The sequence below is a fragment of the Formosa bonchosmolovskayae genome (assembly GCF_051016085.1).
Taxonomy (GTDB): Bacteria; Bacteroidota; Bacteroidia; order Flavobacteriales; family Flavobacteriaceae; genus Formosa.
Window position 1 is genome coordinate 3,107,409 of the sequence record NZ_CP174605.1, and the last position, 15,823, is coordinate 3,123,231.

The 15,823-nt window shown below is 33.5% G+C and carries 16 protein-coding genes; 9 read left to right on the forward strand and 7 right to left on the reverse strand.

The features are described 5' to 3' along the window. Nucleotides 1–3: 3 nt before the first annotated feature. On the forward strand, nt 4–966 hold the full coding sequence (locus tag ACKC83_RS13200) for a lysostaphin resistance A-like protein (RefSeq protein WP_434035868.1): 963 nt from the start codon (nt 4–6) through the stop codon (nt 964–966). 34 nt (nt 967–1,000) lie between these two features. Continuing rightward, nucleotides 1,001–2,080, forward strand: coding sequence for an AMP-binding protein (locus ACKC83_RS13205; protein WP_434035869.1), 1,080 nt, complete (start codon nt 1,001–1,003; stop codon nt 2,078–2,080). Between the two features lie 89 nt (nt 2,081–2,169). Here ACKC83_RS13205 and ACKC83_RS13210 read toward each other — a convergent pair whose 3' ends face one another. Together ACKC83_RS13210 and ACKC83_RS13215 are read right to left on the reverse strand one after the other, a co-directional pair. Next, nucleotides 2,170–3,402, reverse strand: a complete 1,233-nt coding sequence (locus ACKC83_RS13210) for an OmpA family protein (protein ID WP_434035870.1) — start codon at nt 3,400–3,402, stop codon at nt 2,170–2,172. A gap of 54 nt (nt 3,403–3,456) precedes the next feature. Further along, a complete protein-coding gene (locus tag ACKC83_RS13215) occupies nt 3,457–5,085 on the reverse strand; it encodes an acyl-CoA carboxylase subunit beta (protein ID WP_434035871.1) in 1,629 nt (542 codons plus the stop codon). 147 nt (nt 5,086–5,232) lie between these two features. Here ACKC83_RS13215 and ACKC83_RS13220 point away from each other — a divergent pair, with 147 nt between their 5' ends. From ACKC83_RS13220 to ACKC83_RS13235, 4 genes are read left to right on the forward strand one after another with little or no spacing between them, the layout of a single operon-like run. Next, nucleotides 5,233–5,589 carry a DoxX family protein gene (locus ACKC83_RS13220; RefSeq protein WP_434035872.1) on the forward strand — a complete coding sequence of 119 codons (357 nt, stop codon included), beginning with the start codon at nt 5,233–5,235 and terminating at the stop codon, nt 5,587–5,589. A 1-nt stretch (nt 5,590) separates the two neighbouring features. Then, a complete protein-coding gene (locus tag ACKC83_RS13225; protein WP_434035873.1) occupies nt 5,591–6,121 on the forward strand; it encodes an NADPH-dependent FMN reductase in 531 nt (176 codons plus the stop codon). Between the two features lie 36 nt (nt 6,122–6,157). Next, complete coding sequence (locus ACKC83_RS13230; protein WP_434035874.1) at nt 6,158–6,595, forward strand: MarR family winged helix-turn-helix transcriptional regulator; 438 nt, start codon at nt 6,158–6,160, stop codon at nt 6,593–6,595. A gap of 35 nt (nt 6,596–6,630) precedes the next feature. Next, nucleotides 6,631–7,353, forward strand: a complete 723-nt coding sequence (locus ACKC83_RS13235) for a pirin family protein (protein WP_434035875.1) — start codon at nt 6,631–6,633, stop codon at nt 7,351–7,353. A 20-nt stretch (nt 7,354–7,373) separates the two neighbouring features. Here the strand turns inward: ACKC83_RS13235 and ACKC83_RS13240 are convergent, their stop codons facing one another. Beyond that, a complete protein-coding gene (locus ACKC83_RS13240) occupies nt 7,374–8,555 on the reverse strand; it encodes an MFS transporter (RefSeq protein WP_434035876.1) in 1,182 nt (393 codons plus the stop codon). A 523-nt stretch (nt 8,556–9,078) separates the two neighbouring features. Between ACKC83_RS13240 and ACKC83_RS13245 the strand changes: the two genes are divergently transcribed. Together ACKC83_RS13245 and ettA are read left to right on the forward strand one after the other, a co-directional pair. Next, the gene (locus ACKC83_RS13245; RefSeq protein WP_057779529.1) at nt 9,079–9,261 is read left to right on the forward strand and encodes a CAL67264 family membrane protein; all 183 of its coding nucleotides are present in this window, start codon (nt 9,079–9,081) and stop codon (nt 9,259–9,261) included. Between the two features lie 2 nt (nt 9,262–9,263). Then, nucleotides 9,264–10,955: an energy-dependent translational throttle protein EttA gene (gene ettA / locus ACKC83_RS13250; protein ID WP_414034340.1), complete on the forward strand. Its 1,692-nt coding sequence runs from the start codon at nt 9,264–9,266 to the stop codon at nt 10,953–10,955. A gap of 80 nt (nt 10,956–11,035) precedes the next feature. Here ettA and ACKC83_RS13255 read toward each other — a convergent pair whose 3' ends face one another. The 3 genes from ACKC83_RS13255 to ACKC83_RS13265 form a co-directional block, all read right to left on the reverse strand. Next, nucleotides 11,036–11,287 carry a hypothetical protein gene (locus ACKC83_RS13255; RefSeq protein WP_434035877.1) on the reverse strand — a complete coding sequence of 84 codons (252 nt, stop codon included), beginning with the start codon at nt 11,285–11,287 and terminating at the stop codon, nt 11,036–11,038. A 74-nt stretch (nt 11,288–11,361) separates the two neighbouring features. After that, nucleotides 11,362–12,132 carry an MBL fold metallo-hydrolase gene (locus ACKC83_RS13260; protein ID WP_434035878.1) on the reverse strand — a complete coding sequence of 257 codons (771 nt, stop codon included), beginning with the start codon at nt 12,130–12,132 and terminating at the stop codon, nt 11,362–11,364. A gap of 35 nt (nt 12,133–12,167) precedes the next feature. Then, nucleotides 12,168–13,187 carry an arginase family protein gene (locus tag ACKC83_RS13265; RefSeq protein WP_434035879.1) on the reverse strand — a complete coding sequence of 340 codons (1,020 nt, stop codon included), beginning with the start codon at nt 13,185–13,187 and terminating at the stop codon, nt 12,168–12,170. 130 nt (nt 13,188–13,317) lie between these two features. Here ACKC83_RS13265 and ACKC83_RS13270 point away from each other — a divergent pair, with 130 nt between their 5' ends. Then, nucleotides 13,318–14,202: a chromosome partitioning protein ParA gene (locus ACKC83_RS13270; RefSeq protein WP_434035880.1), complete on the forward strand. Its 885-nt coding sequence runs from the start codon at nt 13,318–13,320 to the stop codon at nt 14,200–14,202. 70 nt (nt 14,203–14,272) lie between these two features. On the opposite strand, the gene hutI is transcribed toward ACKC83_RS13270, so the two are convergent. Next, nucleotides 14,273–15,511 carry an imidazolonepropionase gene (gene hutI / locus ACKC83_RS13275; protein ID WP_434035881.1) on the reverse strand — a complete coding sequence of 413 codons (1,239 nt, stop codon included), beginning with the start codon at nt 15,509–15,511 and terminating at the stop codon, nt 14,273–14,275. Between the last annotated feature and the right edge of the window lie 312 nt (nt 15,512–15,823).

A 15,823-nucleotide genomic window follows, 5' to 3' on the forward strand; every position in this document is an offset into this window, starting at 1 on the left:
AACATGTATATAAGTCAAGCATATAAAGGATTAACAGATTGGTGGAGTTATATTATTGGTGTCATCATAGCTATCGCAGGAGTTTTTATATTTTCAATTCCACATCTTGTGGCAATTAGTATAAAAACCATGCAAGGCGATGTCGATTTATCTAAAATGGAAGATACCAATTACCTCATGGGATTATTCGAATCGAATTTGAATTTAATTTTTGTGATGTTGCCCTTTTTAGGTGGATTAATATTTTTATTTGTCGCCGTAAAGTATGTACATAAATTACCAATTTTAAAATTAACCACAACCCGATCTAAAATTGATTGGAAACGTGTGTTCTTTTCGTTTTTTGTATGGGGAGGACTATCGTCTTTGTTTATTATAATTGATTACACTATGTCTCCTGAAAATTACTTATATAATTTTCAGCTTAATAAATTTTTAATTCTACTTGTTATTGCATTGGTGTTAATACCGTTTCAAACCAGCTTCGAAGAGTATATGTTTAGAGGTTATTTAATGCAAGGAATTGGAGTGATTACTAAATCGAAATTGATTCCTTTAATATTGACATCTTTAATTTTTGGAGGCTTACATATTGCCAATCCAGAAGTAGCTCAGTTAGGCTATACCATAATGGTGTACTATATTGGTACAGGATTGTTCTTAGGTGTTTTAACGTTAATGGACGAAGGAATGGAGTTGTCTCTAGGCTTCCATGCTGCCAATAATTTATTCACGGCCTTATTGGTAACTTCAGATTGGAGTGCATTACAAACATATTCTATTTTTAAAGATATTTCAGATCCAGGAGAAGCAAGTTTTATCGAAATATTTCTTCCTGTGTTTGTTATTTTTCCAATTTTACTTTTTATCTTTTCAAAGAAATACAAATGGACAGATTGGAAAGAAAAATTAACAGGACGTGTTATAGAACCCAATTCTGAACCGGCTCTAAACGAACATCTATAAACAAATAATTAAATTACTATAAATACTATTTCTTATGATAACAGCAGTAGAAAGCAAAATACCGACTTATGATAAAATTCATTTAAAATTTAAACTAAATGGTCGCTATTACGATGCAGAAGGATTAAAGACAGTTGCTTATTGTTTTATAAAAGAAGGAGAGCCTCACCAAAAAAGATTAGGTGATTTTTTACAAGCTTGGCTTGATAAAAATGATTTTGTTTCCGTACAAACTTCGGGGTCTATTGGAGAACCTAAAATGATAAAAATAAAAAAACAAGCGATGGTAAATTCTGCTATTGCTACAGGTGATGCTTTTAACTTACGTCCAGGAGATAGTTTATTACATTGCTTGCCTTTTAACTTTATCGCAGGCCGTATGATGCTGGTTCGTGCCATGATTTTAGGATTAGAATTAGATGTTGTTCCTCCTAAAATTACACCGGTTTTCGATACTACCAAAACTTACCATTTTGGTGCTATGATTCCGTTACAAGTCGAAAATTTATTGCCTAAACTTCATCATTTTAAGGCTTTAATAATAGGTGGAGCTGCGGTGCCACATAAATTATTGGAAGATATTCAAGGTGTAGAAACAAAATGTTATTCAACTTATGGAATGACAGAAACAGTTAGTCATATTGCGTATAGAGCATTAAACGGTTCTGACAAATCAGATTGGTATACAGCAATGCCTAATGTAAAAGTGTCTGTTAACGACAAAGATTGTTTAGTTCTAGAGGCAGATTATTTATTTGATGGTGCTTTAGAAACTAATGATGTGGCTGTAATGCGTTCTGAAAATGAATTTAAATTGATTGGTAGAATTGATAATGTGATTAATTCGGGCGGATTGAAATTATTTGCAGAACAAATTGAAAAACATTTAACTAGTGGTATTTCTGAACGCTTTTTTGTTGCAGGACAAGCAGACGATAAATTGGGAGAGCGTTTAATCTTAGTCATTGAAGGGGAAGAAAGAGATATAGATGAAAGCATTTATGCCAATCTAGAAAAGAATGAAATTCCTAAGGCAGTCTATTTTGTAGATAAATTTGTAGAAACGCCAAATAGAAAAATTCAGCGTAAAAAGACATTAGAGTTACTTAAATAACTTACTTGATATAACTTAAAAAAAGCCACAAATTCACGAATTATCACGTGAATTTGTGGCTTTTTTATACTAATTAGAGCGCTTACTTTCTATTTCTTAATAAAAGCAACACGTCTATTATTTGCTTTTTCTTCAGGTGTACTGTTTGTGTTTAAAGGTTGTGATTCTCCTTTACCAATTACATTTAATCGATCTGCCGCGATACCTTGATTTACCATTTCTTCCTTAACTGCATTAGCTCTTTCTTTAGACAGTGTTAAGTTGGTTGCATCTGTGCCATCACTATCTGTATGCCCTATAATATCAAATTTCCAATCTGGATTGTCTTGTAAAATATTCACCATTTGATTTATAATTCCTAGTGAGCTACTTTTAATTTTAGATTTACCACTGTCAAAAATAATACCGTTAGTTACGTATTCTCCGTCGGCCACAATTCTATTATACATTTCTCCTCCACCATGAGCAATTTTAATATTTTTTATGGCTAAATATGGATGTTTAGTTTCGTTTTTAGAGTAACACATTAAGCCAATACTGAACATACTTGGTTCCATATCGAACCTTGGAATATTAGAGACACGCTTAGAGTCGTAATACATTTTAAACTTACCTTTATAATAAGATATAGCGATGTGGTGCCAAGCGTTTTGCGTACCTACAGAAATACTTTCCATTTTAAAGTTACTATTCGCGGCCCATCCTTCTATTCTTGCGGCACTTTTTATTTCAAATTCAGCATCACTATTTCTAAAAGCGTCATTAAAATGTAATTCATGTTTCATATACCAAATTTTTTCTTCCTCCAAATTTGGTATCATAATATCATATTCAATGGTAAATTCATCTCCTAAATAATCTTTAGTTGTAAATAAAGGTGTTATAATATTACTAGTTTCAGCAACCAATATAATTGCTTTTTCGCCATTAATTTTAACCACTTCAGCACCACCTCTAACAAGGTCCCAACGCGAAGGAAATTCCCCAACCTGTTCAGAGCTTAAGTCATCGTAAAAAATCACCTTTTCTCCGGAAACGAATCGAAAGTCTCTCCAAACTTCTGGACTGTCCAGGCTTAAATCTTCATTACTATCGTTTTCAACAGTAGTCTTACTTTCAGTATCATTTTTTTCTACACCTTGAACGTCTTCATCATTAGAAGATGAATCTCCATTAATGGTTTTGTCTATTTCTTTTTCCGCGCTTTTTACAATAACATCTTCGGCTTTTTCTTTAAGTTTTTTCCACAGTTGTGCATTACAGTTATCTGTAAAGGCAATAAGCATAAGTGCAGTAAGTAATAAATTTGTAGTTTTTTTCATAAAATTATAATAGTTCCAATTGAATTTTAATAAATATTGAAGTTGAATTCTAGTTTAAACTTGAATTACACCTAAATTAAATGGCTTTTCGATAGGTGCATGGTTAGCGGCTTCTATACCCATAGAAATCCATGTTCTGGTATCTAATGGATCTATAATGCCATCTGTCCATAATCTAGCCGCTGCATAGTATGGAGATACTTGTTTGTCGTATTTCGATTTAATTTGATCAAACAATTCTTGTTCTTTCTCCGGAGTAATGGTTTCTCCTTTTGCTTTTAATGAAGCGGTTTCGATTTGTAGTAATACTTTGGCGGCGGAATTTCCACTCATTACAGCAAGCTCTGCACTTGGCCAAGCCACGATAAGTCGTGGATCGTAAGCTTTACCACACATGGCATAGTTTCCAGCGCCATAACTATTACCAATAATAATAGTGAACTTTGGTACCACCGAATTACTTACGGCGTTAACCATTTTTGCACCATCTTTTATTATACCACCATGTTCCGATTTAGATCCCACCATAAATCCTGTAACATCTTGTAAGAATACTAAAGGAATTTTTTTCTGATTGCAATTGGCAATAAATCGTGTTGCTTTATCCGCGCTGTCATTATAGATAACGCCACCAAATTGCATTTCGCCTTGTTTTGTTTTTACCAATTGTCGCTGATTTGCTACAATTCCCACGGCCCAACCATCGATTCTTGCATAGGCGGTAATAATTGTTTTTCCGAAGCCTTCTTTGTATTCTTCAAACTCAGAATTATCTACCAAACGCGCAATGATAGCTTTCATATCGTATTGGTCAGATCGGCTTTTAGGTAAAATTCCGTAAATATCTTGTGGATTTTCTTTGGGTTTTATGGCGTCTTTTCTGCTAAATCCAGCAGTATCATAATCACCAATTTTATCAATTATAAATTTTATTTTATCTAGAGCGTCTTTATCGTCTTTAGCCTTATAATCGGTTACACCACTAATTTCACAATGTGTGGTTGCTCCACCTAAAGTTTCGTTATCTATAGATTCGCCAATAGCAGCTTTAACCAAATAACTTCCCGCCAAAAAAATGCTCGCAGTTTTATCTACAATAAGCGCTTCATCACTCATTATGGGCAAATACGCACCTCCAGCAACACAGCTTCCCATGATAGCCGAAATTTGAGTAATGCCCATACTACTCATTTGTGCATTATTTCTAAAAATCCGTCCGAAATGTTCTTTATCAGGGAAAATTTCGTCTTGTAAAGGCAAGTACACACCTGCACTGTCTACTAAATAAATAATAGGAAGTTTATTTTCTATTGAAATTTCTTGGGCGCGTAAATTCTTTTTTCCGGTTATGGGAAACCAGGCACCAGCTTTAACGGTAGCATCATTTGCTACGACTATACATTGCTTGCCTTGTATATAACCAATTTTTACGACAACGCCGCCGGAAGGACATCCACCATGTTCTTCGTACATATCTTCTCCGGTAAAAGCACCAATTTCAATGCTTTTGCTATTGGAATCTAGTAAGTAATCAATACGTTCTCTAGCCGTAAGTTTACCTTTGCTGTGAAGTTTTTCTATACGTTTTAAGCCACCACCAAGACTCACTTTGGCGAAGCGTCTTCTTAAATCGGAGAGTAAAAGTTTATTGTGATCTTCGTTTTTGTTGAAGTTGATATCCATGTAAAATCAATTTGTGGCTAAAATACGAAAGTTTCAAATTTAATAATCAGAAAATTAATTTTATGTCATTTATGTTACATGGAAATATATTCCTAGGTAAATATAAATATTTTGTTGTATATTTGTCTCTCATTAAAACCAATCAAGATGAAAAGAAATAAAATTATTTTTTATGTATCCACGGGATTATTAACATTAATACTGTTGTTTTCTGTGTACATGTACTTTTTTAAACATGAAGCTGTTGCTAAGATGTTTACTAATTTTGGATATCCAACCTATATTATTTATCCGTATGCAGTGGCCAAGTTACTTGGACTAATGGCGATTTGGAATTCTAAATTAACAACTTTAAAAGAGTGGGCATATTCAGGCTTTTTCTTTGCCTTTATTTTAGCATTTTTTGCTCATTATATGATAGGTGATGGCGGCCAAATGACAGCTCTAGTCGCTTTAATCTTATTAATAATCTCTTATATATTTAATAAAAAAACACAACAGTAATATGAAACATGTAATCGCATTTGCAGGAAGTAATAGTAAACAATCTATTAATAAACAATTTGTTAGCTACGCATCTAGTTTAGTCGAGAAAGCAGAAGTAACTGTTTTAGACTTAAATGATTTTGAATTACCATTGTACAGCGTAGATCACGAATCTGAACACGGTTTTCCGGAACATGCCAATCGTATGATTGACTTGATTAAAAATTCTGATGGTCTATTAATTTCGTTGGCCGAACATAATGGTGCTTATACAACGGTGTTTAAAAATATGTTTGACTGGCTATCTAGAGTCGAGGCTAAGACCTTTCAAAGTAAACCCATGTTTTTAATGGCAACGTCTCCAGGAGCGCGAGGCGGACAATCGGTTTTAGACATGGCAAAGGATAGGTTTCCACGTCATGACGCGAGCATAGTGGCTTTTTTTTCTTTACCATCATTTTACGACAACTTCGCCGAAGGTAGAATTAAGAACTCAGAATTAAATGCATTATTTATAAAAGAGGTGAAGGCGTTTGAAGCCTTTTTATAGACCAGTTACTAATAGCTGTTTAAAATAAAGAATACTATGGGAGATTTTTCTAAAGACATCCATTCTACTTTTCCAAACAATAAAGTAAAAGCGATGCTAAATATAATGTTTACAGCAAATTGGATTAGTAGTTATCAGAATACATTTTTTAAACCTTTTAAAGTTTCGGCTCAACAGTATAATATTTTACGCATATTACGAGGTGCAGATCAACCTTTAAAGGTTCAAACTATAAAGGAGCGTATGGTAGAACGTTCTCCAAATACCACACGGTTAATGGATAAGTTATATGCTAAGAATTTAATTGATCGTATACCTTGTTCAGAAGATAGGAGAGTTGTTTTTATAAAGATTACTGAAGACGGATTAAAGCTATTAGAAGAAATTTCTAAAGCGCAACGGAAAGATGTTTTAAAGAATTTGTCTGATGAAGAAGCTAGTCAATTAAGTGATTTGTTAGATAAGATAAGATGAATTAGGTTGAATAATAATTTGAAAAATTTAAAAAGATGAAAACGATACTACATAAAGCAGATTCAAGAGGTTTTGCAAATCACGGATGGTTACAAGCGAATCATTCTTTTAGTTTTGCAAATTGGTATAATAAAGATCGTATGAATTTTGGAGCATTACGTGTTTTAAACGACGATATTATTGCTCCAAAGATGGGGTTTGGAACGCATCCGCATAAAAACATGGAGATTATAACCATCCCTTTAAAAGGTGAGTTGAAGCATAAAGATTCTATGGGAAACACTTGGGAATCTGTCTTGCCAGGTGAAGTCCAAGTTATGAGTGCAGGATCAGGGGTAGAACATTCAGAAATTAATGGCTCTATAGACGAACATTTAAATTTGTTTCAAATTTGGGTGATGCCTAATAAAGAAAATGTAGCGCCACGTTATGAACAGAAGACATTTGATGTGTCTAACCGCCAAAATAAACTACAAACGTTAGTAACTTCTATAGATGAAGATCATGACGGTTCTTTGAAAATTCATCAGGATGCTAAAATTTCTAGAATAGATTTAGATGCAGAAAAAGAATTTTCATACAATTTAAAAAGCGAACATCATGGTGCCTATGTGTTAGTTATTCACGGCACGATTGAAATTGAAAACACCGAATTAGAAACAAGAGACGCCATAGGTGTTAGTGAAACGGAAACCTTTAAAATAACATCAAAAAGCCAGGCGTCAGTATTGATTATTGAAGTACCTATGCGCTTCTAAACTCATAATATCTAGAAGGCCTACGAATTCGAATTTTCTAATTTCTCCTGTTGTTTGTTTCGTTTTCGTAGCATAATAATGACTAAGGCGATTAAAACACCGCTACCCGCCATGGCTGCTCCAACCCAATCGGCAGATGTGTAACCGTATCCCATGGCAATAGGGATGCCGGCAAAATAGGCGCCAGAGGCATTACCTATATTAAATGCACTCTGATTAAGTGAAGATCCCAGAGTTTCAGAACCTTTAGAGGCTTTTATAATAAGCATTTGTATTGGTGTGGAAATACAAAACGTTACCGCACCAATAACAAATGTCATAACTAAAATCATGACTTTATCTGATGCAAGAACTGTGTTTAAAGCCAAACAGAAAGTCATACAACTCAGAATAATTATTATCGCATGAATGGGAGAAAATCTTTCAGCGAGTTTAGCACCTATAAAATTTCCAATTACCATGCCGAGTCCAGCTAAGATCATGGCTACAGATACCATTTCTGGAGCATGTCCGGCAACATCGGTAATTAATGGCGAGATATAACTATACCACGCAAAAAATCCACCTGTACCGATAGTCGTTAAAAGAATAATTAACCAAAGTTCTACGCGTTTAAATATTTTTAGATCCTCCAAAAAGCGAGTTTCCGAAGATTTTTTCAATAATGGCATCCATAATTTTACAGACAAAACAACTAATACGCCAACCAAACCAACTAATAAAAACGATAAGTTCCAGCTAAAATGTTTTCCCAAATAAGTACCTAATGGCACACCTAATAGATTCGCGAATGTCAGTCCGCTAAACATAATGGCTATACCTTGAGCTTGCTTTCCGGGTTTAGATAATTGTCCTGCGACTACAGAACCAATTCCAAAAAAGGCACCATGGGGTAGACCTGATAAAAAGCGTAACGTGATAAAAGAATTATAGCCTGTTGCAAACGCCGATAACGTATTAAATACCGTAAACCAAATCATTAAGGCTAGAAGGACACGGTTGGCTGGGTATTTACTACCAATTCCGGTTAATACAGGAGCACCTACAACTACTCCTAAGGCATAAGCAGAAATAAAATGACCGGCAGTAGGAATACTAATGTCGAAAGCCGTAGCGATTTCAGGTAAAATTCCCATAATAACAAACTCGGTTAAACCAATTCCAAAGCCACCAATAGCTAATGATAGTAATGCTTTATTCATTTATAAATAATCTATAAGAGTGATAAAAAATAAGGTGCAAATGTAAGTGGACTTTTAGATTATTTATGGTTTATAGACGTGAAAAATACGTTAATTCTCATTTTTTTAATAATCGGTTGTAAAATATTGTAAAACAGATATATAGCTTTTTTAGTTTTTTAATATGCGGTAACACCATGTGTTTTTGGCAAAAGGTTGTTAACAGGTTAGAGTTTAAGGGTTTTAAATGTCGTTTTTCTTGGGAGAGTTTTTGATTAATAAACTGATTATTAGTTAGTAAGTATAGTGATTTAAAGTTGTCGTAAATTATACGTTACGGTTGAAAATTTATGACTTATTAGAATTCATTTAATAATGTTATTATAAATAATTTAGAATTAATCTTAAAAATGCGATATTTGTAGTTGAACTTGCGCAAAAGAGAGAGGAGGCATCCTTTATTATTAAAAAAATAATGGATAACCTTATGTTTTTATAGCTTTTGCTATATACATGTGCGCACTAATATTAAGAATTACAAATTATGGCAATGAATAAAAATACGGTTTTAGCTTGGGCAACAACCATTATGATTGTAGTAGGATTAGCTTTAATCGCTTTAGGAGCTTTTAGATATGAAGATGTCGCAGGTTGGGGATTTGCGGCTGTTGGCATAGGTTTTTTTGCTATTGCTTGGGTATTTAACGCATTAAAAGGTAGAGTATAATTATGAGTGACGATAAGAAAGTTATTTTTTCGATGTCTGGGTTAACCAAGACATTTCCAGGTGCGAATACACCTGTTTTAAAGAATATTTATTTAAGTTTTTTCTACGGAGCTAAAATTGGGATTTTAGGTCTTAATGGTTCTGGAAAATCAACTTTATTAAAAATTATTGCTGGCGTAGATAAGAATTTTCAAGGAGATGTTACATTTCTTCAGGATTATTCTGTGGGCTATTTAGAGCAAGAACCAAAGTTAGACGAAGATAAAACGGTAATGGAAATTGTTCGTGAAGGTGCTGCGGAAACGGTAGCTATACTTGACGAGTACAACAAAATTAACGATATGTTTGGATTGGAAGAAGTGTATTCTGATGCAGACAAAATGGATAAGTTAATGGCACGCCAGGCCGAACTTCAAGATCAGATTGACGCTTCGAATGCTTGGGAACTAGATACTAAATTAGAGATTGCTATGGATGCGTTACGTACTCCAGATGGCGATAAGAAAATTGGAGTACTTTCTGGTGGTGAGCGTCGTCGTGTAGCTTTATGTCGTTTGCTTTTACAAGAGCCAGATGTATTGCTTTTAGATGAGCCTACCAACCACTTAGATGCCGAATCGGTACATTGGTTAGAACAACATTTAGCGCAATATAAAGGAACTGTAATTGCAGTAACGCACGATAGATACTTTTTAGATAACGTGGCAGGATGGATTTTAGAATTGGATAGAGGTGAAGGTATTCCTTGGAAAGGAAATTACTCATCTTGGTTAGATCAAAAATCTAAACGTATGGCACAAGAAAGCAAAACAGCTTCTAAGCGTCAGAAAACGTTAGAACGTGAATTAGATTGGGTACGTCAAGGTGCAAAAGGACGTCAGACTAAGCAAAAAGCACGTTTGAACAACTACGATAAATTAATGAGTCAGGATCAGAAACAACTTGACGAAAAATTAGAAATCTATATTCCTAATGGTCCACGTTTGGGAACCAATGTTATTGAAGCTAAAGGCATCAGTAAAGGTTTTGATGATAAGTTATTGTATGAAGATTTAAACTTCAATTTACCTCAAGCAGGAATTGTTGGAATTATCGGTCCGAATGGTGCTGGTAAAACCACGATTTTTAGAATGATTATGGGCGAACAAGAGCCGGATAAAGGTTCTTTTGAAGTTGGTGAAACTGCGAAAATCGCTTATGTCGATCAAAGTCATACCAATATTGATCCTGAGAAAACCATTTGGCAAAACTTTAGCGACGAGCAAGAATTGATTTTAATGGGCGGTAAAGAAGTAAATTCTAGAGCGTATTTAAGTCGTTTTAACTTCTCTGGAGGAGAGCAAAATAAAAAGGTGAAATTACTTTCTGGAGGGGAACGTAACCGTTTGCATTTAGCGATGACACTTAAAGAAGAAGGTAACGTATTACTTTTAGATGAGCCTACTAACGACTTAGATGTAAATACATTAAGAGCTCTGGAAGAAGGTCTTGAAAACTTTGCTGGTTGTGCTGTAGTTATTAGTCACGACAGATGGTTCTTAGATAGAATTTGTACGCATATTTTAGCTTTCGAAGGCGATAGTCAAGTGTATTTTTTTGAAGGAAGTTTTAGTGAGTACGAAGAGAATAAGAAAAAACGTTTAGGTGGTGATTTAATGCCAAAACGTATTAAGTATAAGAAACTAGTGAGATAATAATTACGTTATCGGCTATTATATAAAAAAGAACAGCCTGCTAATAGCAGGCTGTTTTTTGGTTTTTAGAAATAAACATATTAGTTGTTATTGTATAAATGTCCCTCTGTGAAATCTTTATATTTTTTCTTCTCATCGTCTAGTTCTTCTAGATTAGATTTTTCAAGACGTTTACTTTCCGCTTTGAGTTTATAAGTTGTTCTAAGTCCGAAAAGTAATAAAATTATAAAAATTCCTACGGTTATAGATAAGCCAATAACGATACCTTTTTCTATAAACAATAGCCCTAAGTTACTACTGAATAAAACTGTATGTAAACCTGAAAACGACATGGGTTAATGTTTAATTTAGGTAATTGAATATGTAAATATAAATGTATTATCTTAAATTCGTCTTAATTTATTTGTTAATTTTTTGAATACCAGTCAAGTAAAGTAACCTCTATTTCGTTATCTTTCGATTCTACTAGTCTTTTAAACGCATTTACATCACTCATACCGTCTGTCCCGCGGTAATGATAAGGAATAACTTCTTTAGGTTTAAATTCTAAAACAGCATCGGCGGCGCTGCTTACTGGCATAGTATAAGGTAAATTCATACATACAAACGCAATGTCAATATCTTTTAAAGCTCTCATTTCAGGGATATCTTCAGTGTCTCCTGAAATATAAATACGCTGGTCTTGGTTGTTTAGTACATAACCGTTTCCTCTACCTTTCGCATGGTACTTAAGAGCTTCGGGACGTAAATTATACATCGGGATGGCTTCAATAGTTATATGCTTGAAAGTTTTAGTTTCTCCGTTAGTAATCAATTGGGTTTGTAGTTTTAAGTGATCGGGTAATTTGTCTATAACTGCTTGTGGCGCCATTAATGTGGTATGAGACTTTGTAACGCTTTCTAAAGTTTCAATATTTAAATGATCCCCATGAATATCTGTGATAAGAATAAGGTTTGGTTCTTTTTGATTTTTAAAAGCTTCTAAGCCACCAACTGGATCTACATAAATAGTAAGATCTTTAATTTCTAAAACAAAAGTAGCATGCGATATCGGAATTATTTTAGTTCTGTTTTCCGTTTCCGAAATAGAGGTTTTAGGCACTACATCGGCAGAATTAAACGATTTAAAACTAAATAAACTGACAGATATTAAAAGAATATAAATGATATGTTTCATGATTTAAAATATTGATTAATAGTTAAAATATAAATTTATTTTAAATTCGCTTGCATAAAATCTGTAATTAAATACGTAATAAGTTTACCAATCTGATCTGCATTCGATTCGGTTGGAGAGGCCTCACATATATGTAAATATTGGGCGTGGTCTTGCTTTCCGAAAACATGTGTAAATTGTCTCGCTTTTTTAATACTAAATCCGCTTGAAGACATGGAATTGCTACTAATATTTTCAATAGCATTGCAGTCTATTTCTATACCAAAAGGTTTGTCTTGAATAAAAGTTAATCCATTTTGTATTTCCTTTTTAAATGAAGACGATTGCTTAATCTCCATATTTTCGTACGAACTGTATTTAATATGATTCAGCTTTTTAATGGTCTTTAAAATGGTATGAGTTATATAACTTTCATGTAGTCCAAAGATGTAGTAATTCTTTAAAAACCCTTCTGTAAACGCATACGTAAAACCATTACCACTATGTCTGCCTTCCTCGGATCTAAAATTTGTTTGCGAATCAAAATTTATAACATTAATAGGTGCGTTTAAGGCGAGAGCGGTACCTTTAATATTTCCGTAGCTATTGTTTTGTCCGCCACCAATAATAATAGGTTTTTTACCAGCCTTAACAATTGTGTAAATTAAATGCGAAACATGTTTATCTACTTTAGATACAATTTTTCTAGATTTCGCAAGTTCTTTATCTATAGAGCGGTCTAACAGACCGATTTTCTCAAGTTCTTTTTCAAAATTTAAATAGCCTAGTATTAAAAGACGTTCTGGAAAGGTGTAATCATTTTTCTGAACATTTAAAATGCTTTTCAGAGTGGTGTCCCAAGTGCTTGAAGCGCCCCGCGTCCCATGATTAGCGAATACCCCAATATCTTCTGGGAGTCCGACTAACACATAGTCAACGTCTAAATGCTTTATATGCTCGTATATATTACAGTCTGGAGGGAGAAGATTTACGTATTCTCCAAATTTAGATTCGTATGGGCGAATGCTTAAAAATCTTAAAAGATCAGAATTATCAAAAACAACTAGTTTATCCATTTTTAATACGGTTAATTAAATCTTAAAAGTACAGTTTTTTTTGTTTTAAGAACTTATATTTAATATTATTAGAATGGAATGGAACTATTAATAAGTTAACCAATTAGATACTATCATTTTACAAACAACTATGGAACAGAATACATCAAATAACGGATTAAAAATAGCTTTAGGTATCGCTTTAGTTTTATTTTTAGGAACAGCTTTTTATACGTTTGATCTTATGAAAAAGAAAAACGAAACGGAGGCGCATTTAAAAGAAGAAAAACAATTAGTGATGACAGATTTAAGCAACATGGCCAAGCAATACGATGTGGCTATTAGCGAAAATAAGGTTGCTAATAATAATTTAGTTGAAGCCCGAACTCGTATACAAGGCTTAATGGATTCGCTTCAGATTTCTGAAACTAATGTGAAAAGTTTATGGAAATACAAGCAACAATATCTGAATTTACAAAAGGAAATGGATATTTTGCTAACCGAAAACAATCAATTAAAAGCGAAGAACAATCAGTTAGCAACGTCTTTAGACAGTACACGAACACGATTAGAAGAGCGTAATGTATTTACAGATTCGTTACTTATGCAAAATACGGCATTAGCCGAAGTTGTAGAAAGTGCAACGGTTTTAAGTGCCGATAACTTAAAAGGATTCGGTGTTATAGAACGTAATTCTGGTAAACTTATTCCTACCGAGCGTGCTAGACGTACAGATAAACTTAGAGTTTGTTTTACTGTAGGGAAAAACACTTTAGTGCCTGCGGGAGATCAAGAATTATATATACAAGTAATCGACCCTAAAAACAATGTGCTAGGCGTAAATGAACAAGTTGTTTTTGGAGAAAAATTCTTAAATTATAGTACTATTAGTCGTTTTAACTATGAAAATATTAGTTTAAATGTGTGTGAATTTGTCGCGCCTAAAGACGATGAAAAGTTTGAAGAAGGTCGTTATATTGTAAATGTTTATAATGATAAAAATTTGATTTCTTCTTCAGATTTTACGCTGAAGTAAAAATAAATAACGCATAAAAAAATCCCGAATGGTTTTAAATCATTCGGGATTTTTTTATGTTTAATTTGATTTATTCTACAATTATTCCGTTAATAATAACTGTATCAATGTTATTTTCTCCAAAGGCATATGGTAAATATTTGTAATCAGGTATCTCTTTGGTAATTATGACGTTAGCTTTTTTACCTCTAGTAATACTTCCAAACATTTTATGAGCGCCCATAGCATAAGCTCCATTAATTGTCGCGGCATTTATAGATTCTTCCGGAGTCATTTTCATTTTAATACATGCTGTACTCACTACAAAATTCATGTTTCCACTTGGGGAAGTTCCTGGATTATAATCACTAGCAATGGCTAGAGGTAAACCAGAGTCTATTATCGTTCTTGCTGGTGTGTATGGCGCATTAGAGAAATAGGAGCAGGCCGGTAATGCAACAGGCATGGCGCGACTATCTTTTAAAGCTTTTATATCTTTAGGTTTAATTTGCTCAAGATGATCTAAAGATCTTGCATTATGTTTAATTCCTAAGGCAACACCTCCAACGGCACTAAATTTATTAACGTGTAGTTTAGGTACCATACTGTGTTTAACACCAGCTTCCAAAATACGATCTGTTTCTTCTAAAGTAAAATAACCTTCATCGCAGAAAAGGTCTATATATTTAACTAATTGTTCTCTGGCTATTTCTGGAATTATGGTATTAACTACTTCATCTATATATCCCGCTTTATTGTCTTTATAGACTTCTGGGATTGCTAGAGATACCAAAAAGGTCGGTCTAACTAAAATATTGAAATCCTGTTTTAATCGTTTTATAACACGAAGTATTTTTAGTTCCGATTCTAAAGTTATGCCATATCCGGATTTAATTTCAATAGCACCCGTTCCTAATTGCATGACATTTTTTAAACGGACTACAGCTTGATCATAAAGATCGTCTTCTGCAGTGTTTTTTATTAGCTCTGCCGCATTCAAAATACCACCGCCTCGACTGCTAATTTCTTCGGCACTCAAACCTATTATTTTGTCTGCAAACTCTTGTTCTCTACTTCCTGCATACACCAAATGCGTATGAGAGTCGCACCAGGCGGGTAACACAATTTTCCCGGTAGCATCAATAGTTTTTTCGGCAATAATGCCACCTATATTTTTCATCGAGCCGTATTCTACAATAGTGTCATGCTCAATTAATAAATAAGCGTTTTCTATTAAAGGTAGTTCATTCATTTCTTCACCAGAAACTTTAGAAATTCCGTGAGTTCGTGTTTGTACTAGCTGTTTTATGTTGGTGATAAGTATAGACATGTAATATAATTTTTTTTCCACCATAAATTTATGAAAATATATTTAGTATAGTTAGGCGATAGGGCATTGGTTTTTAAGAATTCAACTGTTTTTTGATACTTTTTTCTTTTAATTATTAAACTATAAGCTTTGAAATAATTATTCTGACTTAATCAAAAGAAAAGTTTATTTTTATTTAAGTTTTTTTCTTGTGATAAGGCCTGTAGTTTTAGAAATTAAAATAGGTTCCTGTCATTAAAATAAGAGACCATAAAACATATTAGAATTAGGCGTTGAAATAAGATGAAATTCATAAATTTAGCATTCCTAAAA

Bases quoted from the DNA above. Each gene is read 5' to 3' on its own strand.
- ACKC83_RS13225 (WP_434035873.1), top strand. From the start codon at position 5,591: ATGAAACATGTAATCGCATTTGCAGGAAGTAATAGTAAACAATCTATT.
- ACKC83_RS13220 (WP_434035872.1), top strand. From the start codon at position 5,233: ATGAAAAGAAATAAAATTATTTTTTATGTATCCACGGGATTATTAACA.
- ACKC83_RS13210 (WP_434035870.1), bottom strand. From the start codon at position 3,402: ATGAAAAAAACTACAAATTTATTACTTACTGCACTTATGCTTATTGCC.
- ACKC83_RS13270 (WP_434035880.1), top strand. From the start codon at position 13,318: ATGGAACAGAATACATCAAATAACGGATTAAAAATAGCTTTAGGTATC.
- ACKC83_RS13205 (WP_434035869.1), top strand. From the start codon at position 1,001: ATGATAACAGCAGTAGAAAGCAAAATACCGACTTATGATAAAATTCAT.
- ACKC83_RS13255 (WP_434035877.1), bottom strand. From the start codon at position 11,287: ATGTCGTTTTCAGGTTTACATACAGTTTTATTCAGTAGTAACTTAGGG.
- ACKC83_RS13235 (WP_434035875.1), top strand. From the start codon at position 6,631: ATGAAAACGATACTACATAAAGCAGATTCAAGAGGTTTTGCAAATCAC.
- ettA (WP_414034340.1), top strand. From the start codon at position 9,264: ATGAGTGACGATAAGAAAGTTATTTTTTCGATGTCTGGGTTAACCAAG.
- ACKC83_RS13240 (WP_434035876.1), bottom strand. From the start codon at position 8,555: ATGAATAAAGCATTACTATCATTAGCTATTGGTGGCTTTGGAATTGGT.
- ACKC83_RS13230 (WP_434035874.1), top strand. From the start codon at position 6,158: ATGGGAGATTTTTCTAAAGACATCCATTCTACTTTTCCAAACAATAAA.
- ACKC83_RS13200 (WP_434035868.1), top strand. From the start codon at position 4: ATGTATATAAGTCAAGCATATAAAGGATTAACAGATTGGTGGAGTTAT.
- ACKC83_RS13245 (WP_057779529.1), top strand. From the start codon at position 9,079: ATGGCAATGAATAAAAATACGGTTTTAGCTTGGGCAACAACCATTATG.
- hutI (WP_434035881.1), bottom strand. From the start codon at position 15,511: ATGTCTATACTTATCACCAACATAAAACAGCTAGTACAAACACGAACT.
- ACKC83_RS13260 (WP_434035878.1), bottom strand. From the start codon at position 12,132: ATGAAACATATCATTTATATTCTTTTAATATCTGTCAGTTTATTTAGT.
- ACKC83_RS13265 (WP_434035879.1), bottom strand. From the start codon at position 13,187: ATGGATAAACTAGTTGTTTTTGATAATTCTGATCTTTTAAGATTTTTA.
- ACKC83_RS13215 (WP_434035871.1), bottom strand. From the start codon at position 5,085: ATGGATATCAACTTCAACAAAAACGAAGATCACAATAAACTTTTACTC.